Annotated in this window: 24 protein-coding genes; 13 read left to right on the top strand and 11 right to left on the bottom strand. The window is 60.0% G+C overall.

Going from position 1 to position 24424, the window contains the following annotated elements; translation table 11 throughout:
* Positions 1–215: 215 nt before the first annotated feature.
* From WH299_RS10190 to WH299_RS10160, 7 genes are all read left to right on the top strand, one after another.
* Positions 216–1877 carry an OFA family MFS transporter gene (locus WH299_RS10190; protein ID WP_028615364.1) on the top strand — a complete coding sequence of 554 codons (1662 nt, stop codon included), beginning with the start codon at positions 216–218 and terminating at the stop codon, positions 1875–1877.
* Positions 1878–2127: 250 nt separating this feature from the next.
* Positions 2128–2724: an imidazoleglycerol-phosphate dehydratase HisB gene (gene hisB / locus WH299_RS10185; protein ID WP_028615365.1), complete on the top strand. Its 597-nt coding sequence runs from the start codon at positions 2128–2130 to the stop codon at positions 2722–2724.
* Positions 2724–3362, top strand: a complete 639-nt coding sequence (hisH, locus tag WH299_RS10180; RefSeq protein WP_016979116.1) for an imidazole glycerol phosphate synthase subunit HisH — start codon at positions 2724–2726, stop codon at positions 3360–3362. Before hisB ends, hisH begins: the two co-directional genes overlap by 1 nt.
* Complete coding sequence (locus tag WH299_RS10175) at positions 3363–3620, top strand: DUF2164 domain-containing protein (protein ID WP_028615366.1); 258 nt, start codon at positions 3363–3365, stop codon at positions 3618–3620. It abuts the gene before it with no gap.
* Between the two features lie 39 nt (positions 3621–3659).
* Positions 3660–4397, top strand: coding sequence for a 1-(5-phosphoribosyl)-5-[(5-phosphoribosylamino)methylideneamino]imidazole-4-carboxamide isomerase (gene hisA, locus WH299_RS10170; protein ID WP_003187784.1), 738 nt, complete (start codon positions 3660–3662; stop codon positions 4395–4397).
* 9 nt (positions 4398–4406) lie between these two features.
* Entirely contained in the window at positions 4407–5177 is a 771-nt protein-coding gene (gene hisF, locus WH299_RS10165) for an imidazole glycerol phosphate synthase subunit HisF (RefSeq protein WP_003171107.1), read from the top strand.
* A gap of 67 nt (positions 5178–5244) precedes the next feature.
* On the top strand, positions 5245–6000 hold the full coding sequence (locus WH299_RS10160; RefSeq protein WP_028615367.1) for a substrate-binding periplasmic protein: 756 nt from the start codon (positions 5245–5247) through the stop codon (positions 5998–6000).
* Here WH299_RS10160 and WH299_RS10155 read toward each other — a convergent pair.
* The 5 genes from WH299_RS10155 to gpmI all read right to left on the bottom strand — a co-directional run bounded on the left by WH299_RS10155 (position 5953) and on the right by gpmI (position 12409).
* A complete protein-coding gene (locus WH299_RS10155) occupies positions 5953–7227 on the bottom strand; it encodes a Vps62-related protein (protein WP_339550197.1) in 1275 nt (424 codons plus the stop codon). The two genes, WH299_RS10160 and WH299_RS10155, sit on opposite strands and share 48 nt — an antisense overlap.
* Positions 7228–7326: 99 nt before the next feature.
* Positions 7327–8100 (bottom strand): divergent polysaccharide deacetylase family protein, encoded by a 774-nt coding sequence (locus WH299_RS10150; RefSeq protein ID WP_339550196.1) that lies wholly within the window; start codon positions 8098–8100, stop codon positions 7327–7329.
* A gap of 1 nt (position 8101) precedes the next feature.
* Positions 8102–9418: a S41 family peptidase gene (locus WH299_RS10145; protein ID WP_028615370.1), complete on the bottom strand. Its 1317-nt coding sequence runs from the start codon at positions 9416–9418 to the stop codon at positions 8102–8104.
* A 30-nt stretch (positions 9419–9448) separates the two neighbouring features.
* Positions 9449–10744: a murein hydrolase activator EnvC family protein gene (locus WH299_RS10140; RefSeq protein ID WP_122554718.1), complete on the bottom strand. Its 1296-nt coding sequence runs from the start codon at positions 10742–10744 to the stop codon at positions 9449–9451.
* A gap of 138 nt (positions 10745–10882) precedes the next feature.
* Positions 10883–12409, bottom strand: coding sequence for a 2,3-bisphosphoglycerate-independent phosphoglycerate mutase (gene gpmI / locus WH299_RS10135; protein ID WP_122730400.1), 1527 nt, complete (start codon positions 12407–12409; stop codon positions 10883–10885).
* 151 nt (positions 12410–12560) lie between these two features.
* Here gpmI and WH299_RS10130 point away from each other — a divergent pair, with 151 nt between their 5' ends.
* Genes WH299_RS10130 through secB form a run of 3 tightly spaced genes read left to right on the top strand, consistent with a single transcriptional unit; the run spans position 12561 to position 13751 of the window.
* Complete coding sequence (locus tag WH299_RS10130; RefSeq protein WP_323623206.1) at positions 12561–12974, top strand: rhodanese-like domain-containing protein; 414 nt, start codon at positions 12561–12563, stop codon at positions 12972–12974.
* Position 12975: 1 nt separating this feature from the next.
* On the top strand, positions 12976–13230 hold the full coding sequence (grxC, locus tag WH299_RS10125; protein ID WP_010213876.1) for a glutaredoxin 3: 255 nt from the start codon (positions 12976–12978) through the stop codon (positions 13228–13230).
* Positions 13231–13271: 41 nt separating this feature from the next.
* On the top strand, positions 13272–13751 hold the full coding sequence (secB, locus tag WH299_RS10120; RefSeq protein WP_010213875.1) for a protein-export chaperone SecB: 480 nt from the start codon (positions 13272–13274) through the stop codon (positions 13749–13751).
* 118 nt (positions 13752–13869) lie between these two features.
* Here secB and WH299_RS10115 read toward each other — a convergent pair whose 3' ends face one another.
* A complete protein-coding gene (locus tag WH299_RS10115; RefSeq protein WP_010213874.1) occupies positions 13870–14325 on the bottom strand; it encodes a tRNA (cytidine(34)-2'-O)-methyltransferase in 456 nt (151 codons plus the stop codon).
* Here WH299_RS10115 and WH299_RS10110 point away from each other — a divergent pair.
* Entirely contained in the window at positions 14324–14764 is a 441-nt protein-coding gene (locus WH299_RS10110) for a hypothetical protein (protein ID WP_339550193.1), read from the top strand. The genes WH299_RS10115 and WH299_RS10110 overlap by 2 nt on opposite strands.
* A 538-nt stretch (positions 14765–15302) precedes the next feature.
* Here the strand turns inward: WH299_RS10110 and ntrC are convergent.
* The 5 genes from ntrC to glnA all read right to left on the bottom strand — a co-directional run bounded on the left by ntrC (position 15303) and on the right by glnA (position 20688).
* Complete coding sequence (gene ntrC / locus WH299_RS10105; protein WP_003218003.1) at positions 15303–16739, bottom strand: nitrogen regulation protein NR(I); 1437 nt, start codon at positions 16737–16739, stop codon at positions 15303–15305.
* Positions 16736–17821: a nitrogen regulation protein NR(II) gene (glnL, locus tag WH299_RS10100; RefSeq protein ID WP_016979130.1), complete on the bottom strand. Its 1086-nt coding sequence runs from the start codon at positions 17819–17821 to the stop codon at positions 16736–16738. Before glnL ends, ntrC begins: the two co-directional genes overlap by 4 nt.
* A gap of 286 nt (positions 17822–18107) precedes the next feature.
* On the bottom strand, positions 18108–18533 hold the full coding sequence (locus WH299_RS10095; RefSeq protein ID WP_122730404.1) for a cupin domain-containing protein: 426 nt from the start codon (positions 18531–18533) through the stop codon (positions 18108–18110).
* A 77-nt stretch (positions 18534–18610) separates the two neighbouring features.
* The gene (locus tag WH299_RS10090) at positions 18611–19147 is read right to left on the bottom strand and encodes a chorismate mutase (RefSeq protein WP_339550192.1); all 537 of its coding nucleotides are present in this window, start codon (positions 19145–19147) and stop codon (positions 18611–18613) included.
* A gap of 134 nt (positions 19148–19281) precedes the next feature.
* Positions 19282–20688, bottom strand: a complete 1407-nt coding sequence (gene glnA, locus WH299_RS10085; RefSeq protein WP_016979133.1) for a type I glutamate--ammonia ligase — start codon at positions 20686–20688, stop codon at positions 19282–19284.
* A 334-nt stretch (positions 20689–21022) separates the two neighbouring features.
* Here glnA and thiI point away from each other — a divergent pair, with 334 nt between their 5' ends.
* Positions 21023–22477: a tRNA uracil 4-sulfurtransferase ThiI gene (gene thiI, locus WH299_RS10080; RefSeq protein WP_016979134.1), complete on the top strand. Its 1455-nt coding sequence runs from the start codon at positions 21023–21025 to the stop codon at positions 22475–22477.
* 139 nt (positions 22478–22616) lie between these two features.
* Positions 22617–24424: translational GTPase TypA (gene typA / locus WH299_RS10075; RefSeq protein ID WP_339550190.1), on the top strand; the 1808-nt coding region annotated here is incomplete at its 3' end.

Below are 24424 nucleotides of genomic sequence, written 5' to 3'. Positions count from 1 at the left end.
TTGGCGTCAAACAAAACAGATTTCCTGAAAAAGGTGATATCAGTTTGGTTTTTCTGTCATCCACAGGTGCTAATCTGCGCAGGTTCGTCTGCCTTCTGCGACATAGCGTCGCGCTCAAATGGAGCTTTACTCAACAACAACGGCCAACGCTTTGCGTGCAAGGCCGAGGGAGAGAGCGCCTGACGGACACATACTAACAACTGGGGGAAACACCAATGAGCACTAGCACTGTGGCAGGTTCAACTGCCGCACAGCCTGCGTTCCTGTCCAAGGAACGTATCATCGCCAAGCCCGGCTTCAACCGCTGGCTGGTTCCACCGGCCGCCCTGGCCATCCACCTGTGCATCGGCATGGCCTACGGGTTCTCGGTGTTCTGGCTGCCATTGTCCAAGGCACTGGGCATCACCAAGCCGGTCGCCTGCGCGCCGGACATGAGCTTCATCACCCAAGTCTTCTCGTCCCAATGCGACTGGCCCATCTCCATGTTGGGCTGGATCTACACCCTGTTCTTCATCTTCCTGGGCTGCTCGGCAGCGATCTGGGGCGGCTGGCTGGAACACGCCGGGCCACGTAAGGCCGGTGTTGTATCGGCATTGTGCTGGTGCGGTGGTCTGCTGATCTCGGCGTTGGGTATCTATACGCACCAGATCTGGCTGATGTGGATCGGCTCCGGGGTCATTGGCGGTATCGGTCTGGGCCTGGGCTATATCTCGCCCGTGTCGACCCTGATCAAGTGGTTCCCGGACAAGCGCGGCATGGCGACCGGCATGGCGATCATGGGCTTCGGCGGCGGCGCGATGGTCGGCGCTCCGTTGGCAGCAGCCTTGATGGGCCACTTTGCCACGCCCGACAGCGTGGGCGTGTGGCAGAGCTTCCTGGTAATGGCTGCGATCTACTTCGTGTTCATGATCGGCGGCGCCTTGTCCTACCGCGTTCCGCCTACCGGCTGGAAGCCTGAGGGTTGGACCGCGCCGGCGAAAAAGGCCAGCAACGCGATGATCACTCACCGTCACGTGCACGTGAACGTGGCGTGGAAAACCCCGCAATTCCGCTTGGTCTGGCTGGTGCTGTGCCTGAACGTATCCGCCGGTATCGGCATCCTCGGCATGGCTTCGCCACTGCTGCAGGAAGTGTTCGGCGGCAAGCTGCTGGGTGTGGATGTGCCGTTCGGCCAACTGGATGCGGGCCAATTGGCTTCCATCGCAGCCATTGCGGCGGGTTTCACCGGTCTGTTGAGCCTGTTCAACATCGGTGGCCGGTTCTTCTGGGCGTCGTTCTCCGACTACCTGGGCCGTAAAAACACCTACTTCGTGTTCTTCGCGCTGGGCTTTGCCTTGTACGCGCTGATCCCGAACCTGGGTCACCTGGGCAACGTGGCGCTGTTCGTGGCGGCGTTCTGCATCATCCTGTCGATGTACGGCGGTGGTTTTGCGACCGTTCCGGCCTACCTGGCCGACCTGTTCGGTACGCAAATGGTCGGTGCAATCCATGGTCGCCTGCTGACTGCCTGGGCTGCAGCTGGCGTGCTGGGCCCGGTACTGGTGAACTACCTTCGCGAATACCAGCTGAGCATCGGCGTTGAACGCGCCGCGGCCTACGACATCACGTTGTACATCCTCGCCGGCCTGCTGGTGTTGGGTTTCATCTGCAACCTGCTGGTTCGTCCGGTGGCCGACAAGTACTTCATGACCGACGCTGAATTGGCCGCCGAACAGGCGCTGGGCCACGACAAAGGCGCGGACGCGACTACTTCCCTGGAGTGGAAAGCTGCTCCTGGCACCGTGCCGTTGGCGATTGCCGCCTGGCTGGTGGTGGGTATTCCGTTGGCGTGGGGTGTGTGGGTGACCCTGCAGAAGACCGCAGTCCTGTTCCACTAACACCGCAAAAATTTTGTGGGCGCGGTTCCTGTGGGAGCCGGGCTTGCCCGCGATGGCATCACCTCGGTGCAACTGAAAAGCCGAGGTGCCTGCATCGCAGGCAAGCCAGCTCCACAAAAGCTGGTTCTCACATGTATGCACATGTCTATCCCCGACACTCCATCAGTCTTATCCCCTTCGATGTTTCTGTTTAGCGCCCGCGCCCCTATAATGGCTGCCTTTTTCGCCCAATGATTTTGCGGAGCTGGTGATGGCCGAACGTAAGGCGTCCGTCGAGCGCGACACTCTGGAAACCCAGATCAAAGCCTCGATCAACCTGGATGGCACCGGAAAGGCCCGATTTGATATCGGTGTACCTTTTCTTGAGCACATGCTGGACCAGATCGCCCGTCACGGGCTGATCGACCTGGATATCGAAGGCAAGGGCGACCTGCACATCGACGACCACCACATGGTGGAAGACGTGGGCATCACCCTCGGCCAGGCATTTGCCAAGGCCATCGGCGACAAAAAAGGCATCCGTCGCTACGGCCACGCCTATGTCCCGCTGGACGAAGCGCTGTCGCGCGTGGTGATCGACTTCTCCGGCCGCCCAGGCTTGCAGATGCATGTGCCGTACACCCGTGCCAATGTGGGCCGCGGCTTTGACGTCGACCTGTTCCAGGAATTCTTCCAGGGTTTCGTCAACCACGCACTCGTCAGCCTGCACATCGACAATCTGCGCGGCACCAATACCCACCACCAGATCGAAACCGTGTTCAAGGCTTTTGGCCGCGCGCTGCGCATGGCCGTGGAGCTGGACGACCGCATGGCCGGGCAAATGCCCTCGACCAAGGGCGTCCTGTAATGCAGACGGTCGCGGTTATCGATTACGGCATGGGTAACCTGCACTCGGTGGCCAAGGCCCTCGAACACGTAGGGGCCGGCAAGGTGCTGATCACCAGCGATGCCAGCGTGATTCGCGAAGCTGACCGGGTGGTGTTTCCCGGTGTCGGTGCGATTCGCGATTGCATGGCCGAAATCCGCCGCCTGGGCTTTGACAGCCTAGTGCGCGAAGTCAGCCAGGATCGTCCGTTTCTCGGCATCTGCGTGGGCATGCAAGCCTTGCTCGACAGCAGTGAAGAGAACGACGGCGTCGACTGCATCGGTCTGTTCCCGGGCCAGGTGAAGTTCTTCGGCAAAGACCTGCATGAAGACGGCGAACACCTGAAAGTCCCGCACATGGGCTGGAACGAAGTCCGCCAGACCGTGGATCACCCGCTGTGGCACGAAGTGCCGGACATGGCGCGCTTCTACTTCGTGCACAGCTACTACATCGCCGCCGGTAAGCCGGGCCAGGTGGTGGGTGGCGGGCACTACGGCGTCGACTTCGCCGCCGCGCTAGCCGAAGGTTCGCGCTTTGCCGTGCAGTTCCACCCGGAGAAGAGCCATACCCATGGCCTGCAATTGCTGCAGAACTTCGCCGCTTGGGACGGGCGCTGGTAAATGGCCAGGAAGCCGAAGCCGCCGATCTTGAACCTCACGCCCGAGCAGGAGAGTGAGGCCACCCTCAAGATCAAGCGCTTCATGGAGGACCGCTTCGAGCTTAAATTGGGCTCGTTCGAGGTCGCCGAGATTCTTGAGCTGTTCACCACCGAAGTGGCTCCGCACTATTACAACAGGGCGATTTTCGATACGCAGACGCTCCTTAAAGAAAGGTTCGAAAGCATCGAAAGCGACCTGTGGTCGCTTGAGAAACCCTGATTTCCCAAGCATTGCTGAATATCGAATAAGGTTTGCCAGATGCTGATTATCCCCGCTATCGATCTCAAGGACGGCGCCTGCGTCCGTCTGCGCCAAGGCCGCATGGAAGACTCCACCGTGTTCTCCGATGACCCGGTGAGCATGGCTGCCAAATGGGTAGAAGGGGGCTGCCGTCGTCTGCATCTGGTGGACTTGAACGGCGCCTTCGAAGGTCAGCCGGTCAATGGCGAAGTGGTCACCGCGATCGCCAAGCGCTACCCGAACCTGCCGATCCAGATCGGCGGCGGAATCCGCTCACTGGAAACCATCGAGCACTACGTCAAGGCCGGCGTGAGCTACGTGATCATTGGCACCAAGGCCGTGAAGGACCCTGCGTTCGTTGCCGAAGCCTGCCGCGCATTCCCTGGCAAAGTGATCGTGGGCCTGGACGCCAAGGATGGCTTCGTCGCCACCGACGGCTGGGCTGAGATCAGCACCGTGCAGGTCATCGACCTGGCCAAGCAGTTCGAAGCTGACGGTGTTTCTGCCATCGTTTATACCGACATCGCCAAAGACGGCATGATGCAGGGCTGCAACGTGCCGTTTACCGCCGCGCTGGCTGCTGCGACCAAGATCCCGGTGATCGCTTCCGGTGGTATCCACAACCTGGGCGACATCAAGTCGCTGCTGGACGCCAAGGCCCCCGGTATCATCGGCGCAATCACTGGCCGTGCGATCTACGAAGGTACTCTGGACGTTGCCGAAGCCCAGGCTTACTGCGACGCCTACAACGGCTGAGGACTGACCATGGCGCTGGCCAAACGCATCATCCCTTGCCTGGACGTCGACAACGGTCGCGTGGTCAAGGGCGTCAAGTTCGAGAACATCCGTGACGCCGGCGACCCGGTGGAAATCGCCCGTCGCTACGATGAGCAAGGTGCCGACGAGATTACCTTTCTCGACATCACCGCCAGCGTCGACGGCCGTGACACCACGCTGCATACCGTCGAGCGCATGGCCAGCCAGGTGTTCATCCCGCTGACCGTGGGCGGTGGCGTGCGTACCGTGCAAGACATCCGCAACCTGCTCAATGCCGGCGCGGACAAGGTCTCGATCAATACCGCCGCCGTGTTCAACCCGGAGTTCGTCGGCGAAGCCGCGCAACACTTCGGTTCGCAATGCATCGTGGTTGCCATCGACGCCAAGAAAGTCTCTGGCCCGGGCGAAACCCCGCGTTGGGAGATCTTCACCCACGGCGGGCGCAAGCCGACCGGCCTGGATGCGGTGGAGTGGGCGATGAAGATGGAAGGCCTGGGCGCGGGTGAAATCCTGCTGACCAGCATGGACCAGGACGGCATGAAAAACGGCTTCGACTTGGGCGTAACCCGCGCTATCAGCGACGCCTTGGGCATCCCAGTGATCGCCTCCGGTGGCGTCGGCAACCTGCAGCATTTGGCTGATGGCGTGATCGAAGGCCACGCCAGTGCGGTGCTGGCGGCGAGTATTTTCCACTTTGGCGAATACACCGTTCCCGAGGCAAAAGCCTACATGGCGGCGCGCGGTATCGTCGTTCGCTGAATGCTGCTGGACACCATGGCAAGTGCGCGGCACTCTTTGCGCTTGCCATGGATTCCGGTCGCCCTTCATGTTCAGACATCTTCTGCTTGCCCTCGCCAGTACGTCCATCCTTTTGGCGGGCCCAGCCCACGCCGAGGAGCTGTCTGACACTTCCCTGGTGCTGCTGACGGAAAACTTCCCGCCGTACAACATGGCGAAAAACGGCAAGAACTTCGCCAAGGAAGACAACATCGAAGGCATCGCCGTGGACATCGTGCGCGAAACCTTCAAGCGCGCCGGCATTTCCTACAACCTCACCCTGCGATTTCCTTGGGAGCGCATCTACAAGCTCGCCCTGGAAAAACCGGGTTATGGCGTGTTCGTGATGGCCCGCCTACCGGACCGCGAAGCCCTGTTCAAATGGGTCGGCCCCATCGGCCCGGACGATTGGGTGCTGCTGGCCAAGGCTGACAGCAAGATCCAGCTCGACGACCTCGAACAGGCGCGCCGCTACAAGATCGGCGCCTACAAAGGCGATGCCATTGCCGAGACCCTTGAAAAACAGGGTCTCAAGCCAATGGTGGTTCTGCGCGATCAAGACAACGCGCAAAAACTGCTGGATGGCCAGATCGACCTGTGGGCTACCGGAGATCCCGCGGGCCGCTACCTGGCGCGCCAGGTGGGCGTGACCGGGCTCAAGACCGTGCTGCGCTTCAACAGTGCCGAGCTGTACCTGGCACTGAACAAGAACGTGTCGGATGAACTGGTGGCCAAGCTACAGGCGGCCCTGGATCAGTTACGGGACGAAGGCGTTGTCGCTGACATCATGGGTCGCTACCTCTAAGGTGGTTTCAGCGGCAGGTGGCAAGGCCTCGGGTTCCAGAGTCTCGGCGGGCACCTGTTCGGCAGGCTCGTGAAAGTGCAGCTTCACCTCGCTGAAGTAGCCCAGCTCGGGACCTGACTGGCTACCGTCCTTTCGTAGCAACGTGTAGTTGCTCTTGGTGATGTAGGCATCGACATATTGGTTGGCGGGCACATGGACGATGACCTCCGCTATGGTCAGATTTCCCCAGCCGTGAGTCGATGAGCCGTGGGTGAACTCGCTGTCGAGCCTGGCAGAGAAACTCAGTGCGGATGCTGGGGTATTCGCGGCCCATTCACCGGATATCTCGATACCGGTCAGGGTCTTGAGTTGCAATGAATAATTATAGCTTTCCCCCTTTGGACTCTGCCAATTGACGATTTTGCTGCTGTCTGTTTCGTTGCGCTCGCTGGCGAATAAGGCATGCTGGTCGGTCCTCTCCAGCCGGTAGATCGGGGAGCTTTGCAGTTGCTCCACGGGGCTCAGTTCAGCGTCCTTTACCGTAAACCATGGCAGTTCATAAGCGCTGGGTGCACTCTCCGGCCCTGGACGCCAGTGTGCCGGCTCCGGCGGTAAGGCGGGATAATGCAGTGTCAGCGCAATACGTAGGGCGTAAGCCGTTGGTTGTAAACGCGGTTTTGTATAGGAACCTGCCCCGGCAAAGGTGCCGGGGGCAAGCAGCGCCTCTCCGGGAGAGGCCAGCGGGGGAGCAACCGTCCAGGCGCTGAAGGATGTGAGAGCGCCACTGCCCTTGTCGTTCCAGATCAAGGCATCAGCCTGGGATTCGACCACGAGATCTTCGCGGATACAGCGCAGGGTGCTGCGCGGCGGCTTGTCATTGCCAACACCGCACACCAGCCCCATCGCCACATACCCATTGGGTGCAATCGGCCGCCAGACCGAGCAGGCAGTCGTTACCCTTGGCCCCGAATGCTTCCAGACCAACTCGAAATCATCGGGCATGCGCAGTGCCGTGCCGTTGTCCTTGTCCACTTCGCTGACTACCGCGACGATTTTGTGCTGGTTGATATTTTGGTAGTCACCCACCGCCACGTCGCCCAGGGAATAAAACGGGGTCAGGTGGTCGGTGCTCGTGCTCGGTCGCCAAAAGGTCACGGCCTGCTTGGCGCGAGTGCCTTTGTCATTCCAAAGTTGGGTGAATTCCGTGGTGAAGCTGATCAGCAGGTCTTTGTACTTAAGCGGTTCCATAGGTTTTCCCGATGCCAAAAGTGCACTGTCGTGACGTGGCGTTCTTGCCACATGTACGCGCACTATTCGGGAATATGGAACTGCGTGAGTGGTAACTATCTAGCGATAGATGCCATCTTTGCCGTGACCGGCCATGGCGCGATTGCTGCGCACGCTGATCATCAACTTGATATCAATCCAGTCGACGCCCTGGGCCTTGAGCTTGGGCAGCTCGCGCTCCAGCACCGCCAGGGTTTGTGGATAAGGGTGGCCGATCATCACCGCTGAACCCTGCTTGTGCGCCAGTTTGATTGCGGTCTGCAATTGCGTAGTGATCGCTGCTTCGGTGCGCTCGTCATCCAGGAACACATCCCGCGAGACGTGGGCCAGGCCGATCTTCTGCGCTTCGGCCGCCGCGACGGTCTGTGCGCTGGTGCGGCTGTCGACAAAGAACTTGTTGCACCGTTGCAGCTCGGCCATCAGCCAGGCCATGGCAGCCGGTTGTGCGGTCATGCGGCTGCCCATGTGGTTGTTGATGCCGGCGGTGTAGGGCACTGCCTTGAAAGCGGCGTCCAGGCGCTTGCCCAGTTCTTCGATGGTCAACTCGGGGTGCCAGGCGAACGGACCGGTGGCTGGGTCCATGGGCATGTGCAGGATCACGATCTTGCCGGCCTTGTGAGCTTCGCGGGCAAATTCGGCGGCGTGGGGCGTGTCGGGCATGATCGCCGTCGTGACAGGCCCAGGCAGGGCCAGCACGCGACGGTCCCGGGGCAGGTTTTGCCCGAGGTCGTCGATGATGAGCGTCAGGTAGGCTTTGTGAGGCTCGCCGGCTGAGGTCGCTTGGGCGACCCCGGCCAGGCTGCACAGCACAGCGATGATCAGGGCAAAGCGCATATCAACGGCTGCGTGTGATGCTCAGGCCTTTGAGCAGGCTCAACGCCTGGGCCAATTGGTAGTCGTCATCCTGCGGCATCGGCTTGGCTTTCTTGCTGCTGCCGGTTGGCTGGTCGGCGCCACCGTTGCCATTGCCCAAGTGACCTTGCAGGTCTGCCTCTTTGTAGTACTCGCTGTCGATCTCGTTGGTGATCTTGGCCTTGCGCACCTCGATGTCCGGCACGATGCCCTGGGCCTGGATCGAGCGACCGTTCGGCGTGTAGTACAGTGCGGTGGTGATTTTCAGCGCGCGCTCGTTGTTCAGCGGCAGCACGGTTTGTACCGAGCCCTTGCCGAAGCTGGTGGTACCCATCAATACACCGCGTTTCTGGTCTTGCAGGGCGCCGGCGACGATCTCCGAGGCCGAGGCGCTGCCGCCGTTGATCAGCACGGCCAATGGCACGTTTTCGCTGAGGTCGTTGCCGGTAGCCGAGAAGCGCAGTTCGGAGTTGGCAATACGGCCCTTGGTGTAGACGATCAGGCCCTTGGTGATGAAGTGGTCGACCACTTCCACCGCCGACTGCAGCACGCCGCCTGGGTTGTTACGCAGGTCGAGCACGATGCCGTTGAGCTTCTTGCCGTTGTCCTTGCGCAGCTTGGCCAGGGCCTTGGCCACTTCGTCGCCGGTCTTGACCTGGAACTGGGTGATGCGGATGTAACCGTAGCCCGACTCCAGCAGCTGGCTCTTCACGCTCTTGACCACAATGGTCGCGCGGGTCAGCGTCACGTCGAACGGGTTGCCGCCGTCGCGTACCAGGGTCAGGGTGATTTTCTGGCCGATCTTGCCGCGCATCTTGTCGACGGCTTCGGTCATGGTCTGGCCACGGGTCGGCTGGCCGTTGATCTTCACGATGAAGTCGCCGGCCTGGATGCCGGCCTTGGACGCCGGAGTGTCATCGATCGGCGAGACCACCTTGACGTTGCCGTCTTCGGAACCGACTTCAATACCCAGCCCGCCGAACTCACCGCTGGTGCTTTCCTGCAGCTCGGCGAAATCTTCCGGGCCCAGGTAGGCGGAGTGCGGGTCGAGGTTGCTGAGCATGCCCTTGATGGCATTTTCCAGCAGGGTCTTGTCATCTACGGGTTCGACATAGGCGGCTTTGATCCGGTCCATGACCTCGGCAAAGGTGCGCAGCTCGTCCAGCGGCAACGGCGCCTTAGTGGTTGCGGCAGAGGTCGCGGCTGTGGCGGGTGCAGCCTGGTCGGCAAATGCCAGAGGCGCGCCGATCACCAGGGCGATCGTCAGGGCCAGCGAAGTGAGGCGGGACAAATGCAGCATGTCGAACGAACTCCTAATGTAGATGCAGCCCTATCCTTGGGAACGGCACCATTGTGCAGGATCGCTCGGGCGACCCTGCTGACGAATAGCGAAGTACAGCGCCGGCGTGTCCTGGCCACCACTGTTACCGACAGTGGAGATGGATTCACCGGCTTTTACAACGTCACCTGCCGACTTGAGTAAAGTCTGATTGTGGCCGTAAAGGCTCAAATAGCCATTACCGTGGTCAAGAATCACCAACAAACCGGCGCCGCGCAGCCAATCGGCAAACACTACGCGCCCACCGTGGACGGCGTGCACCTGGCTGCCGGCGGAGGCGCTGATCATCACGCCATCCCACTTCGCGCGGGTGTCATCGCCGCGGGTTTCCCCAAAGCGTGCCAGTAATCGACCATCAACGGGCCATGGAAGTTTGCCGCGAGCTGAAGCAAAAGGGCCGCCGAAGTTCTCACCGGCGCTGGAAACCAGCGGGCCAGGGGCTGCATGTGCCGGTTTACGCGGGGCCGGAGCGTCCGAGCTGGCAGCCAGCTCAGCTTCACGCTGACGCTTTTTTTCGGCTTCCTGCTGGGCGATCAGCGCTTTCTGCCGCGCTTCTTCGGCCTCGCGTGCCTGGCGGGCCAGGGTTTCTTCGATGGTCTTGAGCACTTTGGCCAGGTCGGCCTGGTCCTGCTCGCGGGCCTGCAGCTTGGCGTCACGGGCCTTTACGTCGTCATTGAGTTTGGCCAAGGCCAGTTGGCGTTCCTTGCGGACCTTGTCCAATTCGTTGCGCTGGGTGTCGAGGGCGACTTTCTGGTCTTGCAGCTGGGATTGCTGGTTGCCGATTTCCTGTTCGACGTTGACCAACTGGCGCAGGGTCTCATTGAAGCTTTTCAGTTGCTCCAGGCGGGCCTTGCTCAGGTAGTCGTAGTAGGTCAGGGTGCGCGCGAATTTCTCAGGATTCTGCTGGTTGAGCAGCAGTTTGAGGTATTCCTGGCGGCCGTTCTGGTAGGCGGCACGGGCCTGGATCGCGATCAGGCGTTGCTGTTCAACGCGTGCGCTCTGGAGTTTTTTTTTCTCAGCGTCGAGTCGCTCCAGTTCCGACTCGCTCTTCTTTAATTCTTTTTGCAACTCCTGGACCTGCTTTTCCAGCTTGCCCATCTCGGTTTCCGTGCCGCGCAGGTCTTTCTGCACCCCGGATTTCTCTTCCTGGAGCTTGCCGAGCAGTTTTTTCAGCTCGGTAATGTCCTGACGCGTAGCGTCCAACTGTTGTTGGGTTTGTGCGCGCTCATCGGCAAACGCCGGTTGGAGCAGGCAGACAAGAGCAAGGGTAATCAAGGCGCGAAGCATAGAGGCGGGCGACACCAGGGAAATGGACGGCCTAGTATGCCCGCCAAGCGCAGCAAAAAAAACGCCTCAAAGCCAACTGCTTTGAGGCGTTCGTCATAAAAAGCCGTTTAGGGCGATTTAATCGGTTGGTTTAGAGGTTTAAACCAATATCGAAGTCCCCGTCATCTCCACCGGTTTCTCCAGCCCCATCAGTTTCAGCATGGTTGGCGCCACATCCGCCAGCACGCCGCCATCACGCACCTTGAAATCACGCTTGCCGACATAGATGAACGGTACCGGTTCGGTGGTGTGAGCGGTGTGAGCCTGGCCGGTGGATTCGTCGGACATCTGCTCGCAGTTGCCGTGGTCTGCAGTGATCAGTGCTTCGCCGCCGACCTTTTCCAGGGCATCGACGATGCGGCCGACGCACAGGTCCAGGCATTCCACGGCCTTGGTTGCGGCTTCCAGGTTGCCGCTGTGGCCGACCATGTCGCCGTTGGCGTAGTTGACCACGATCACGTCGTAACGCTGGTGTTCGATGGCGTCGACGATCTTGTCGGTGACTTCCGGTGCGCTCATTTCCGGCTGCAGGTCGTAGGTGGCGACCTTTGGCGATGGGATCAGGATGCGTTCTTCGCCCGGGAACGGCTCTTCGCGGCCGCCGGAGAAGAAGAAGGTCACGTGGGCGTATTTTTCGGTTTCGGCAATGCGCAGTTGGGTCTTGCCGTTTTTTGCCAGGTAGTCGCCCAGCACGTTATCCAAGGTGCCTGCTGCAAAGGCGGCGGGGGCCGGGATGCTGGCGGCGTACTGGGTCAGGCCCACGTACTGCACTTTCGGCTGGCGGGCGCGTTCGAACTCCTTGAAACCGTCTTCGACAAACACGCGGCTCAGCTCGCGGGCGCGGTCGGCGCGGAAGTTCATGAACACTACGGCGTCGCCGTCTTCTACTTTCACCGGCTCACCAATCGTGGTGGCTTTGACGAATTCATCGCTCTCGCCACGGGCGTAGGCGGCTTCCAGGCCTTCCTGGGCGGTGGCGGCGTGGAATTCAGCCTGGCCGTCGACGATCAGGTTGTAGGCCTGGGCGACGCGGTCCCAGCGGTTGTCGCGGTCCATGGCGAAGTAACGGCCCACCAGGCTGGCGATGCGGCCTTTGCCGAGGGCGGCGAAAGTGGCATCGAGCAGTTCGATGGACGACTGCGCGCTTTTTGGCGGGGTGTCACGGCCGTCGAGGAAGGCGTGCAGGTAGATCTTGTCGGCGCCGCGCTTGAAGGCCAGTTCGGCCATGGCGACCAAGTGATCCTGGTGGCTGTGGACGCCGCCATCGGACAGCAGGCCCATGAAGTGCACGGCCTTGCCAGCGGCTACTGCTTTATCTACCGCGGCGCAGATGGTTGGGTTCTCGAAGAACTCGCCATCGCGGATCGCTTTGGTCACACGGGTGAAGTCTTGATATACCACTCGTCCGGCGCCGAGGTTCATGTGGCCGACTTCCGAGTTGCCCATCTGGCCGTCCGGCAAGCCCACATCCATGCCCGAGCCGGAGATCAGGCCGTTGGGTACGGTGGCGGTCAGGCGGTCGAGTACCGGCTTCTTGGCCGCGTATACCGCGTTGTCGTGGTGGCTTTCACTGTGTCCGAAGCCATCGAGAATTATCAGGACCAAAGGTTTAGGCGTAGTAGTCATAGATCCTCTCGCGGCGGTAATAAAGGAAGACAATTGAAAAGGGAGTGGCAGTTTAAAGCGAAGTTCCGACCACGTCACCGCTTTACGGGGGTTGGCCCCCCCTGACGGCTGTGTATACTTACCGCCATTTTAACGCCCTGGAACCTCCTTGATGGTTGATCACCTGATTGCATTTGCCACTGCCCACTATCTGCTTGTGGGTGCCTTCGTCATCCTGCTGGCGCTGCTGATCGCTCACGAATTGAGCCGCGGTGGCCGCAGCCTGAGCACGGCGGAGCTGACCGCGCTGGTCAACAAGGACGAGGCCGTTGTCGTGGACATCCGCCCAGCCAAGGATTTCGCCGCCGGCCACATCGTCGGTGCCCTGAACATTCCGCAGGACAAGCTGATCGCGCGCCTGGCCGAGCTGGAAAAGCACAAGTCCAAGACCATCATCCTGGTCGACGCCCAAGGCCAGCACGCCGGCACCCACGCCCGCGAAATGCTCAAGACCGGTTTCACCGCTGCCAAGCTGTCCGGTGGCATCAGCAGTTGGCGCGCCGATAACCTGCCGCTGGTGAAGTGATATGAGCCAGGTTGTCGTGTATTCCAGCGATTGGTGCCCTTACTGCATGCGGGCCAAGGCCCTGCTTGAGAAAAAGGGCGTTGCCTTCGAAGAAATCAAGGTCGACGGCAAACCCCAGGTGCGCGCCGAAATGGCCCAGAAGGCGGGGCGCACGTCCGTGCCGCAGATCTGGATCGGCGCCAAGCACATCGGTGGTTGCGACGACCTGTTCGCCCTTGAGCGCGCCGGTAAACTCGATGCGCTGCTGCTCGTCTGACTCCTAAACCCTAAAAGACCCCAAGATCACAAGGATCTGCGATGACTGACCAACAGAACACCGAAGCTGCAGAAGCCCAAGCGCCACAGTTCTCGCTGCAGCGCATCTACGTGCGTGACCTGTCGTTCGAAGCGCCGAAAAGCCCGGCCATCTTCCGCCAGGAATGGACCCCAAGCGTTGCGTTGGACCTGAACACCCGCCAAAAAGCCCTGGAAGGCGACTTCCACGAAGTGGTGCTGACCCTGTCTGTGACCGTCAAGAACGGCGAAGAAGTGGCCTTCATCGCTGAAGTGCAACAGGCCGGTATCTTCCTGATCCAGGGCCTGGACGAAGCGTCCATGAGCCACACCCTGGGCGCGTTCTGCCCGAACATCCTGTTCCCGTATGCCCGTGAGACCCTGGACAGCCTGGTCACCCGTGGCTCGTTCCCTGCGCTGATGCTGGCTCCGGTGAACTTCGATGCCCTGTACGCCCAAGAGCTGCAGCGCATGCAACAGGAAGGTTCGTCGACGGTTCAATAAGTCGACGTGGTAAAAATGTGGGAGGGGGCTTGCCCCCGATAGCGGCGTATCAGTCACATAGATGTCGACTGGCACTCCGTCATCGGGGGCAAGCCCCCTCCCACATTTGTTATGTGTGTTATTTGAAGCCGAGTTGGCGCCAGCCTTCGTAGACGGCAACGGCCACGGTGTTGGACAGGTTCAGGCTGCGGCAGCCCTCGCGCATCGGCAAACGCAGGCGATGGCCATCGGGCAGGGCGTCAAGCACCTCGGCCGGCAGGCCCCGGCTTTCCGGGCCGAACAGGAAGGCGTCGCCTTCGGCAAAGCTGACATCATGGAACGGCTGCGAGCCCTTGGTGGTGAACGCGAACAGCCGCGGGTGCCCCAGGCTTTCCAGGCAGCTGGCCAGGTCGGCGTGGCGCTTGAGCGTGGCGTACTCGTGGTAGTCCAAACCGGCACGGCGCAGGCGCTTGTCGTCCATGTCGAAGCCCAAAGGCTCGATCAAATGCAGGTGGCAGCCACTGTTGGCGCACAGCCTGATAACGTTGCCGGTATTCGGCGGAATTTCTGGTTGAAAAAGGATGACGTGAAACATGCACGGCTCCGAAGGCAAAGATGCGCTGCATTCTACCCCCGAAGAGGACCCAAGGCCGAAGCTTATGCCGCGGGTCATGGGCTCTTTGGCAATTGTTGGCTTGATGGTGGGCCTGATGATCGGCCGACTGACCACCCCGGACCCGGTCGAATTGCAACAGGTCGAGACCGCGGCGGACGGCGTGGTGGTGTGGTTCAACAGCGAACCCAAGCTGCACGGCGAGCATATCGACGGCACCGTGGCGCTGCTGTTCGACGCGCAAGGCAAGGCAGCCAGTGGGCAACTCAAGGTCAATGAAAAGGATGTGAACTGGCGCGTGCGCAAGACCGACGGCGGCCTGTTGTTAAACCTGGTGGCGGCTCGGCCGTTGCGTGGGGAATGGAAAGGAGAGGAGGCTGACGGCCGCTGGCGGCTGGAGATCCATCTCCAAGAGCAATAAAAGAGGGAGTTCCCGGCCTGCCTGTACCAGGGCTCCCAAAACGGGGTGAAGCCGTGAGGGCTTCAGTGTTAAAGAGGGAATCCCCGGCCTGCCTGTACCGAGGTTCCCCAAAGCGGTGTGGAGCGCGACGCTGTTCGCATCAAGCACGCCGGGTGTAAAGAGGGGATTCTCGGCCTGCCTGTACCAAGGTCCCCGAAACTGGGTAGTGCAAGGGTTGTTGCAGGGCGCGTGCCAGAGTCGCCAAAGTGTGCCAAAAAATTTATACAGAAAGCGCAAAGCCCCGGAATACGGGGCTTTGGTGTTTTCGGTGTTTATCTTTATATCTGTGCGTCTGAGGTTTCGAGCATTGGATCCATGCCCAATGCCGGTTCATGGTGCATTGAAGCAGTGCACAGTCTTTGGCTCAGCACAAAACAAATGTGGGAGCTGGCTTGCCTGCGATGGCGGTGTATCAGCCAACCTTTTCGGTGACTGACGCTCCGCCATCGCGGGCAAGCCCGGCTCCCACATTAGATTTTCAGCGATTCAGAAGTTGGGTTTAGCCCTCATCACCTTCATCGTCATCACCACCGTCGACCTTCATCCCCAATTCCTTGATCTTGCGGGTCAAGGTATTGCGGCCCCAGCCCAGCAGCACGGCGGCGTCGCGACGGCGGCCAGCGGTGTGCTTGAGGGCGGTTTCGATCATGATCCGCTCGAACGCCGGCACGGCGCTGTCTAGCAGGTTCGACTGACCGCGTGCCAGTGCCTGGTCGGCCCATTGGCGCAAAGCCTGCTCCCAGTTGGTCACAGGGGCGGAGTCCTGCGGCAGGCTCAGCAGCTCCGGCGGCAGGTCGCTGATGTGCACTTCGCGTCCGGACGCCATCACCGTGATCCAGCGGCAGGTGTTCTCCAATTGGCGCACGTTGCCCGGCCACGGCAGGTTCTTCAGGTATTCCTCGGTCTCGCTTTTCAGCAGTTTCGGCTCGACCGCCAGCTCCTGGGCAGCGCGGCTGAGGAAATGGCGGGCCAGGGTCGGAATGTCTTCGCGACGGTCTGACATCCGAGGAATGTGAATGCGGATTACGTTGAGGCGATGGAACAAGTCCTCACGGAATTTACCCGCGTGGACCAGGGTTTCCAGATTCTGGTGGGTCGCCGCAATGATGCGCACATCCACCTTGACCGGCGTGTGCCCGCCCACGCGATAGAACTCACCGTCCGCCAGCACCCGCAGCAAGCGGGTTTGGGTGTCGGCCGGCATGTCGCCGATTTCATCGAGGAACAGCGTGCCGCCGTCCGCCTGTTCAAAGCGGCCGCGGCGCAGGTTGGCTGCGCCAGTGAACGCGCCTTTTTCATGGCCGAACAGCTCGGACTCCATCAGGTCCTTGGGAATCGCCGCCATGTTCAGCGCAATGAACGGCGAGGCCGCCCGTGGGCTGTGGCGGTGCAGTGCATGGGCGACCAGTTCTTTACCGGTGCCCGATTCGCCGTTGATCAGCACGGTGATGTTGGAATGGCTCAAGCGCCCGATGGCGCGAAACACTTCCTGCATCGCCGGCGCTTCGCCGATGATTTCCGGGGTACGGGTCAGGGCCGGCGGGGCTTCCTGGTTCTGCTGTTCCTGGGCGTGCTGGTTGGCGCGCTTGACCAGCGCCACCGCCTCGTCCACGTCGAACGGCTTGGGCAGGTATTCAAAGGCACCGCCCTGATAGGATGCGACAGCGCTGTCCAGGTCCGAGTGCGCGGTCATGATGATCACCGGCAGGCGCGGGTGCTGTTCGCGGATGCGCGCCAGCAGGTCCAGGCCACTGGCGCCGGGCATGCGGATGTCGGAGATGATCACGTCGGGCTGCTGGCGCGCCAGGCGGCTCATCACGCCGTCGGCGCTGTCGAAGCTCTGGGTAGTCATACCTTCCTGTTGCAAGGCTTTCTCGAGGACCCAGCGGATAGAACGGTCGTCATCGACGATCCAGACAGTTTCACTACGGCTCATGTCGATGGGGCTCCTTGTTCCAGTGGCAGAAAGATCGAGAAGGTGGTGTGGCCAGGATGGCTCTCACATTCGATCAGGCCCTGATGCTGGCTGATGATGTTCTGGGTAATGGCCAGGCCCAGCCCGGTACCGTCCGGGCGGCCACTGACCATGGGAAAGAAAATGGTTTCCTGGAGTTCCGCAGGAATGCCCGGACCGTTGTCGATGATCTCGACCTTGGTCACCAGGCGATGGCGCACGTGGCCGATGGTGAACTGGCGCAGGGCGCGGGTGCGCAGGCTGATGCGGCCCAGGCGCAGCTCGTTCTGGCTGCTGATGGCCTGCATGGCGTTGCGCACGATATTGAGTACCGCCTGGATCATCTGTTCGCGGTCGATCAATACATCGGGAATGCTTGGGTCGTAGTCGCGCACCAAGGTGATGCAGCCTTGGCTTTCCGCCTCGACCAGTTGGCAGACACGCTCCAGCACTTCGTGCACGTTGGTCATCGCCAGCGACGGCAGCTTGTTGGAGCCGAGCATGCGGTCCACCAAGTTACGCAGGCGGTCGGCCTCTTCGATGATGACGTTGGTGTAGTCCTTGAGATTCTCGTCCGGCAGCTCGCGGGCCAGCAATTGGGCCGCGCCACGGATGCCGCCGAGTGGGTTCTTGATCTCATGGGCCAGCCCGCGCACCAGCATCTTGCTGGTCTCCTGCTTGGACAGCTGCGCTTCCTCCTTGGTGATGCGCAGCAGGCGGTCGCGGGGATGCACTTCCAGCAACAGCAGGGTGGCGCCGTTGCTCAGGATCGGGGTCACGGCGTAATCGACGGTCAGCGTCTGGCCCGTAAGCGCCGTGAGCATCGCTTCGCGCTTGGTGAACGGGTGCGCCTGCTCCACCGCCTGGCGCAACGAACTCAAGGCTTCGGCCGACTCGGTGAACAATTCGCTGATGAACTGCCCATGGCTGCGCTGGCCGCTGATGGCCAGGAGCATCTCCGCCGCCGGGTTCATGTACTCAAGACGCAGGTCGTCATTGAGCAGGATGGTCGCGGTGGTCAGGTTGTCGAGAAGCAATCGGTGCAGTGCATCGCTGATGGTCATCAGGACCTCTTTTGGAGCAAGGCGCGGGCTTGAGGCACACGCTGATACAAGGAAAATGCAAAAACCAAACCAAGGCTCCGAAAAGAAGCGTCCAAGCCCTGAAATGGGGGTTTTAGGCGCGAAACTGTGGCGTTCTGCCAGCTCGCTCGGGAAGTTTCGAACCAAAATGGGCTGGGAAGGTGGGTAGGGTGCAGTCTGTCGCACCAATATAGTGCGGTTTTGTGAAGGTTGTTCAGGAAGTAGTAAGCGGACCGTTTTCAAAGCGGGTGAAAACGGTCCGTGGGGGTCAGTGTTGCTCTGACAGCGGCATGCCCGGTGTGCCCGCATAAAACACCAGAAGCTCCACCGGGGTGTCTCCGGTGACGCCGCGATGCTCGGTGCCCACCATCTCGGCCAGGGTTTGGCCTTGCCTCAAGGTGCGCGTAGCCCCACTGCTGCGGGCCTCGACGGTCAACTCACCCGAAACGATATAGGCGGCGTTGGGCATGGGGTGGGTGTGCCATGGCAGTTGCGTGCGCGCAGGGATCTTCAGGCGAATCAGCGTGAGCTGCGGCGGGCCGGAGGGGTAGGCTTTGTAGGGTGTGCCATCCCACGACTCGCTGCGTTCAAGCAAAACCTCTTTCTCGATCTGTGCCGCATCCTTTGCCTGCGTGCCGCAGCCCAGCAACGACAAACCTACCGCAGCAGCGATCAAGCCCTTGAAGGTGTCCATGGTTCCATCCTGTTCATTGAGTGAACGCTCAGGCTATGGCTGTCGGCCCAGGTGACGATGCAGGACGGTTCCTCAAATCAGGTAGGTCGAACGCAGAGCTCGGCCGTGGCACGGATCATCGCCAGTTGACGCAGCGGATCGTTCAGCGGCTCATGCACGGCTTCGGCCAGCCATTGTGTGCACTGTGGATCGGTGCGCTGCGGGGTGAAGGCAGCCAATTGCTGCAGCAGGCGTTTTTGCAATTCGTCCAACTGCGGGCGGATCTGTTTCACCAGGTCCGGGCGCGGATCGTCAGGTGCCTTGCCCTGGAACTGCCAGTCTGACAGATGGGTGTACTGCACCAGTTTGTTCGCCTCGATCTGCGCCGAGAAAAACTGCTCGACGGCGGCAGGCGCCAATTTGTAGCTCGGTGCCTGGGCGACGACGCTGGCGATCACTTCCTGTTCGCGCTTTTTGTCCTCTACCGGCTTGTGGCTGTCCCATTTGCTCAGGGCTACCTGGTCGGCGATCTCCAGGCGTTCGGCGATGCTGTTGAGCAGCGGGGCGAGCGTGGCGGGCGCCGCAGAGGCGTTGGTGCTGATCAATAGCAGGGCAAAGGCGATTCGGAGGTTCAAGGTCGGTTTCCTTGTCGGGCGGTTGGGCGAGGCCTCAATAGTGAAGGTGCCAGGCTTTTATGTCAGGCAAAAAAAAGACCTCCCGAAGGAGGTCTTTTTCGTCACGCCGCTCTCAAGGAAGCAGCGCTACCGGATCAGCAGCTGTAGTACAGCTCGTATTCCAGTGGGTGTACGAAGGTGCGAACCTTGATTTCTTCTTCGCTTTTCAGGCCGATGTAAGCGTCGATGAAGTCGTCGCTGAACACGCCGCCTTTGGTCAGGAACGCACGGCCCTTGTCCAGCTCTTCCAGGGCTTCTTTCAGGCTGCCGCACACTTGTGGGATCTCTTTGGCCTCTTCAGGCGGCAGGTCGTACAAGTTTTTGTCGGCGGCGTCGCCTGGGTGGATCTTGTTCTGGATACCGTCCAGGCCGGCCATTACCAGGGCAGCGAAGGCCAGGTACGGGTTGGCTGCTGGATCCGGGAAGCGGGCTTCGATACGACGAGCGCGAGGGCTGGACACGTAAGGAATACGGATCGAAGCGGAACGGTTGCGCGCCGAGTAGGCCAGCATGACCGGTGCTTCGAAACCTGGGACCAGACGCTTGTAGGAGTTGGTCGACGGGTTGGTGAAGCCGTTCAGGGCCTTACCGTGCTTGATGATACCGCCGATGAAGTACAGGGCAGTGTCGGACAGGCCGGCATAACCTTCGCCAGCGAAGGTGTTCTTGCCATCTTTGGCGATGGACAGGTGAACGTGCATACCCGAACCGTTATCGCCGTACAGTGGCTTAGGCATGAAGGTAGCGGTACGGCCGTAAGCGACTGCAGTGTTGTGTACGCAGTACTTCAGGGTCTGTACTTCGTCAGCCTTGGCAACCAGGGTGTTGAACTTCACACCGATTTCGTTCTGACCGGCAGTGGCCACTTCGTGGTGGTGCACTTCGATGACCAGGCCCATGTCTTCCATGGCGTTGCACATGGAGGTACGGATTTCGTGGTCGTGGTCGAACGGCGGAACTGGGAAGTAGCCACCTTTGATACCTGGACGGTGGCCATGGTTGCCGCCTTCCACGTCTTGGTCGGACATCCAGGAGCCTTGTTCGGAGTAGATCTTGAACATGGAACCGGAGATGTCGGACTTGAACTTCACTTGGTCGAAGATGAAGAATTCTGGCTCTGGGCCTACGAATACGGTGTCACCGATACCGGTGGACTTCAGGTATTCCTCGGCACGCTTGGCGATCGCACGTGGGTCGCGGTCGTAGCCTTGCATGGTCGAAGGCTCGATCACGTCGCAGACCAGGATCAGGGTCGGCTCTTCGGTGAACGGGTCGAGTACGGCAGTGCTGTCGTCCGGCATCAGGATCATGTCGGAGGCTTCGATGCCTTTCCAGCCAGCGATGGAGGAACCGTCGAACATTTTGCCTTCTTCGAAGAAAGCTTCATCCAGCGCGTCGCGAGCCGGCATGGTCACGTGGTGCTGAGTGCCTTTGGTGTCCGTGAAGCGCAGATCAATCCATTTAACGTCATGATCTTTGATGAGTTGAACCGACTTCGACATAGTGTCCTCCGGGTGGCTTCGGGCTGGGGTAGTGGAGTTAGCCCTTAGAATGTGGGTGATGCCGGCGCGGATAGTCCGCCATGGCAACCTGCCTCACAAGAGAGCAAATTGCATGCCAGTGCGCCAACATGGGTTTTCTGCTCCAAAAACGCCCCTATAAAGGTGCATTGCGACAAACGCCCAAAAATAGCGCACCGCAATGTAGCGCAAAGGCGCATAAATGCACCTCTTTAGTGCGTTGCGCTTGCGATGCATATTAACTGGTTAAACCTTGAGCGATTTCCGCTATAATCCGCGCCCCCCTTTTTCAGCAGGCCCGGCGCGCGCTGTTTCCATGAAATTAATCGTTAAAGTCTTCCCCGAGATCACCATCAAGAGCCGACCGGTACGGACGCGTTTCATCCGTCAGTTGGCCAAGAACATCCGTGCCGTGCTCCGCGATCTGGACCCGGCTGTGGTGGTGAACGGCGTGTGGGACAACCTCGAGCTGGAAACCCGTGTCACCGAGCCCAAAGCCTTGAAGGACATGACCGAGCGCCTGAGCTGCATGCCGGGCATCGCGCATTTCCTGCAGGTGGATGAGTACCCGCTGGGCGACTTCGACGACATCACCGAGAAGTGCAAACAGCACTACGGCAGTGAGCTTGAAGGCAAGATCTTTTCGGTGCGCTGCAAGCGTGCCGGCAAGCACACTTTCAGCTCCATGGATGTCGAGAAATACGTCGGCAGCAAGCTGCGTCGCGAGTGCGGCGCAGCTGGAATTTCCCTGAAAGCGCCGCAAATTGAAGTGCGCATGGAAATTCGCGACCAACGGTTGTTTGTGATCCACAGCCAGCACAACAGTATCGGCGGCTACCCGTTGGGCGCCCTGGAACAGACCCTGGTCTTGATGTCCGGTGGTTTCGATTCCACGGTTGCCGCTTACCAGATCATGCGCCGTGGCCTGATGAGCCACTTCTGCTTCTTTAACCTGGGCGGGCGTGCACACGAATTGGGCGTGATGGAAGTCGCGCACTTTATCTGGAAGAAGTACGGCAGCTCCCAACGCGTGCTATTTGTGAGTGTGCCGTTCGAAGAAGTGCTGGGCGAAATTCTCGGCAAAGTCGATAACGGTCATATGGGCGTGGTATTGAAGCGTATGATGTTGCGCGCCGCGTCGCAGATTGCCGACCGCTTGCAGATCGACGCGCTGGTGACCGGCGAGGCGATCTCCCAGGTGTCCAGCCAGACGCTGCCAAACCTGTCGATCATCGACTGCGTCACCGAGAAGCTGGTGTTGCGCCCACTGATCGCCAGCCACAAGCAGGACATCATCGACCTGGCAGAAGAAATCGGCACCGCCGACTTCGCCAAGCACATGCCTGAGTACTGCGGGGTCATCTCGGTGAACCCCAAGACCCACGCCAAGCGTCATCGCGTGGAGCATGAAGAGAAAGAATTCGACATGGCGATTCTGGAGCGTGCGCTCGAGAATGCCAAACTGGTCCCGATCGATCGCGTGATCGACGAACTGGGCCAGGATGTGAAGATCGAAGAAGTCAGCGAAGCCCTGGCCGGCCAGATCGTCGTCGACATCCGTCACCCGGATGCCGCTGAAGATGAGCCGCTGGAAATTCCTGGCATCGACGTACAAACGCTGCCGTTTTATGCATTGAACGCGCGTTTCAAGGAACTGGATAACAGCCGTCAGTACCTGCTGTATTGCGACAAAGGCGTGATGAGTCGCCTGCATGCCCACCATTTGCTCAGTGAGGGGCATGCCAATGTGCGCGTTTATCGACCGAGCTAAGAGCCCGGGGCTGTTTGCCTGTGGCCTGCGTCACCGGCCCCCCGACTCTGCCGTCAAGCTGTAACGGCAAGGCCTGACTCTACTGTTAATCGCTGCCACGACCTGTCAGCACACCGAATCCTCTGATCGAGATACACAAGTGATCGAAAATCTACGTAACATCGCCATCATTGCTCACGTTGACCATGGTAAAACCACCCTGGTAGACAAACTCCTGCGTCAATCCGGCACCCTGGAGCGCAACGAGCTCAACGACGAGCGCGTGATGGACTCCAACGACCAGGAAAAAGAGCGCGGTATTACCATCCTGGCTAAAAACACCGCTATCAACTGGAACGGCTACCACATCAACATCGTGGATACCCCGGGCCACGCCGACTTCGGCGGCGAAGTAGAACGCGTAATGTCGATGGTTGACTCCGTTCTGCTGCTGGTTGACGCTCAAGACGGCCCTATGCCGCAAACCCGTTTCGTGACCAAGAAGGCTTTCGAAGCCGGCCTGCGTCCGATCGTGTGCATCAACAAGGTTGACCGTCCAGGCGCGCGTCCGGACTGGGTTCTGGACCAGATCTTCGACCTGTTCGACAACCTGGGTGCTACCGAAGAACAGCTGGACTTCAAAGTCGTCTACGCCTCGGCCCTGAACGGCATTGCCGGTCTGGAACACACCGACATGGCTGAAGACATGACCCCGCTGTACCAGTCGATCGTCGACAACGTACCGGCTCCAAAAGTTGACCGTGATGGCCCGTTCCAGATGCAAATCTCGGCACTGGACTACAACAGCTTCCTGGGTGTTATCGGCGTTGGCCGTATCGCTCGTGGTAGCGTCAAGCCGAACACCCCGGTTGTTGCAATCGGCGCCGACGGCAAGAAGCGTAACGGTCGTATCCTGAAGCTGATGGGTCACCACGGTCTGCACCGTATCGACGTTGAAGAAGCTTTCGCCGGCGACATCGTGTGCGTAAGCGGTATGGACTCGCTGTTCATCTCCGACACCCTGTGCCAGCCAGACAACGTCGAGGCGATGAAGCCTCTGACCGTTGACGAGCCAACCGTTTCCATGACCTTCCAGGTAAACGACTCGCCTTTCTGCGGTAAAGAAGGCAAGTTCGTGACTTCCCGTAACATCAAGGAACGTCTGGACAAAGAGCTGCTGTACAACGTTGCACTGCGCGTTGAAGAAGGCGACTCGGCTGACAAGTTCAAGGTATCCGGCCGTGGTGAGCTGCACCTCTCGGTACTGATCGAAACCATGCGTCGCGAAGGCTTCGAAATGGGCGTTGGTCGTCCAGAAGTGATCATCCGTCAGGTTGACGGCGTGAAGCAGGAACCGTTCGAAAACGTCACCATCGACACCCCGGAAGAATCCCAGGGCAAGGTGATGGAAGAGATGGGTCTGCGTAAAGGCGACCTGACCAACATGGTGCCGGATGGCAAAGGCCGTGTGCGTCTGGAATACAACATCCCTGCGCGTGGTCTGATCGGTTTCCGTAACCAGTTCCTGACCCTGACCAACGGTGCTGGCATCCTGACCTCGATCTTCGATCGCTACGACACCATGAAGTCCGGCGACATGTCCGGCCGTCAGAACGGTGTTCTGGTATCGGTAGAAACCGGCAAGGCACTGACCTACTCCCTGGAAACCCTCCAGGCGCGTGGCAAGCTGTTCGTTGAACACGGTCAAGAGATCTACAACGGTCAGATCGTTGGTCTGAACAGCCGTGACAACGACATGGGCGTCAACCCAACCAAAGGCAAGAAGCTCGACAACATGCGTGCTTCGGGCAAAGACGAAACCATCGCTCTGGTCCCACCTGTTCGCTTCACCCTGGAACAGGCCCTGGAATTCATCCAGGACGACGAGCTGTGCGAAGTCACGCCTAAGTCGATCCGCCTGCGTAAGAAGATCCTGGACGAAGGCGAGCGTACCCGCGCTGCCAAGAA

It is taken from the genome of Pseudomonas sp. MYb541, assembly GCF_037479595.1.
In the GTDB taxonomy this organism is placed as follows: domain Bacteria; phylum Pseudomonadota; class Gammaproteobacteria; order Pseudomonadales; family Pseudomonadaceae; genus Aquipseudomonas; species Aquipseudomonas canadensis.
This window is presented reverse-complemented; position numbering and strand designations above follow the sequence as displayed.

Bases quoted from the DNA above. Each gene is read 5' to 3' on its own strand.
- WH299_RS10190 (WP_028615364.1), top strand. From the start codon at position 216: ATGAGCACTAGCACTGTGGCAGGTTCAACTGCCGCACAGCCTGCGTTC.
- hisB (WP_028615365.1), top strand. From the start codon at position 2,128: ATGGCCGAACGTAAGGCGTCCGTCGAGCGCGACACTCTGGAAACCCAG.
- hisH (WP_016979116.1), top strand. From the start codon at position 2,724: ATGCAGACGGTCGCGGTTATCGATTACGGCATGGGTAACCTGCACTCG.
- WH299_RS10175 (WP_028615366.1), top strand. From the start codon at position 3,363: ATGGCCAGGAAGCCGAAGCCGCCGATCTTGAACCTCACGCCCGAGCAG.
- hisA (WP_003187784.1), top strand. From the start codon at position 3,660: ATGCTGATTATCCCCGCTATCGATCTCAAGGACGGCGCCTGCGTCCGT.
- hisF (WP_003171107.1), top strand. From the start codon at position 4,407: ATGGCGCTGGCCAAACGCATCATCCCTTGCCTGGACGTCGACAACGGT.
- WH299_RS10160 (WP_028615367.1), top strand. From the start codon at position 5,245: ATGTTCAGACATCTTCTGCTTGCCCTCGCCAGTACGTCCATCCTTTTG.
- WH299_RS10155 (WP_339550197.1), bottom strand. From the start codon at position 7,227: ATGGAACCGCTTAAGTACAAAGACCTGCTGATCAGCTTCACCACGGAA.
- WH299_RS10150 (WP_339550196.1), bottom strand. From the start codon at position 8,100: ATGCGCTTTGCCCTGATCATCGCTGTGCTGTGCAGCCTGGCCGGGGTC.
- WH299_RS10145 (WP_028615370.1), bottom strand. From the start codon at position 9,418: ATGCTGCATTTGTCCCGCCTCACTTCGCTGGCCCTGACGATCGCCCTG.
- WH299_RS10140 (WP_122554718.1), bottom strand. From the start codon at position 10,744: ATGCTTCGCGCCTTGATTACCCTTGCTCTTGTCTGCCTGCTCCAACCG.
- gpmI (WP_122730400.1), bottom strand. From the start codon at position 12,409: ATGACTACTACGCCTAAACCTTTGGTCCTGATAATTCTCGATGGCTTC.
- WH299_RS10130 (WP_323623206.1), top strand. From the start codon at position 12,561: ATGGTTGATCACCTGATTGCATTTGCCACTGCCCACTATCTGCTTGTG.
- grxC (WP_010213876.1), top strand. From the start codon at position 12,976: ATGAGCCAGGTTGTCGTGTATTCCAGCGATTGGTGCCCTTACTGCATG.
- secB (WP_010213875.1), top strand. From the start codon at position 13,272: ATGACTGACCAACAGAACACCGAAGCTGCAGAAGCCCAAGCGCCACAG.
- WH299_RS10110 (WP_339550193.1), top strand. From the start codon at position 14,324: ATGCACGGCTCCGAAGGCAAAGATGCGCTGCATTCTACCCCCGAAGAG.
- WH299_RS10115 (WP_010213874.1), bottom strand. From the start codon at position 14,325: ATGTTTCACGTCATCCTTTTTCAACCAGAAATTCCGCCGAATACCGGC.
- ntrC (WP_003218003.1), bottom strand. From the start codon at position 16,739: ATGAGCCGTAGTGAAACTGTCTGGATCGTCGATGACGACCGTTCTATC.
- glnL (WP_016979130.1), bottom strand. From the start codon at position 17,821: ATGACCATCAGCGATGCACTGCACCGATTGCTTCTCGACAACCTGACC.
- WH299_RS10095 (WP_122730404.1), bottom strand. From the start codon at position 18,533: ATGGACACCTTCAAGGGCTTGATCGCTGCTGCGGTAGGTTTGTCGTTG.
- glnA (WP_016979133.1), bottom strand. From the start codon at position 20,688: ATGTCGAAGTCGGTTCAACTCATCAAAGATCATGACGTTAAATGGATT.
- thiI (WP_016979134.1), top strand. From the start codon at position 21,023: ATGAAATTAATCGTTAAAGTCTTCCCCGAGATCACCATCAAGAGCCGA.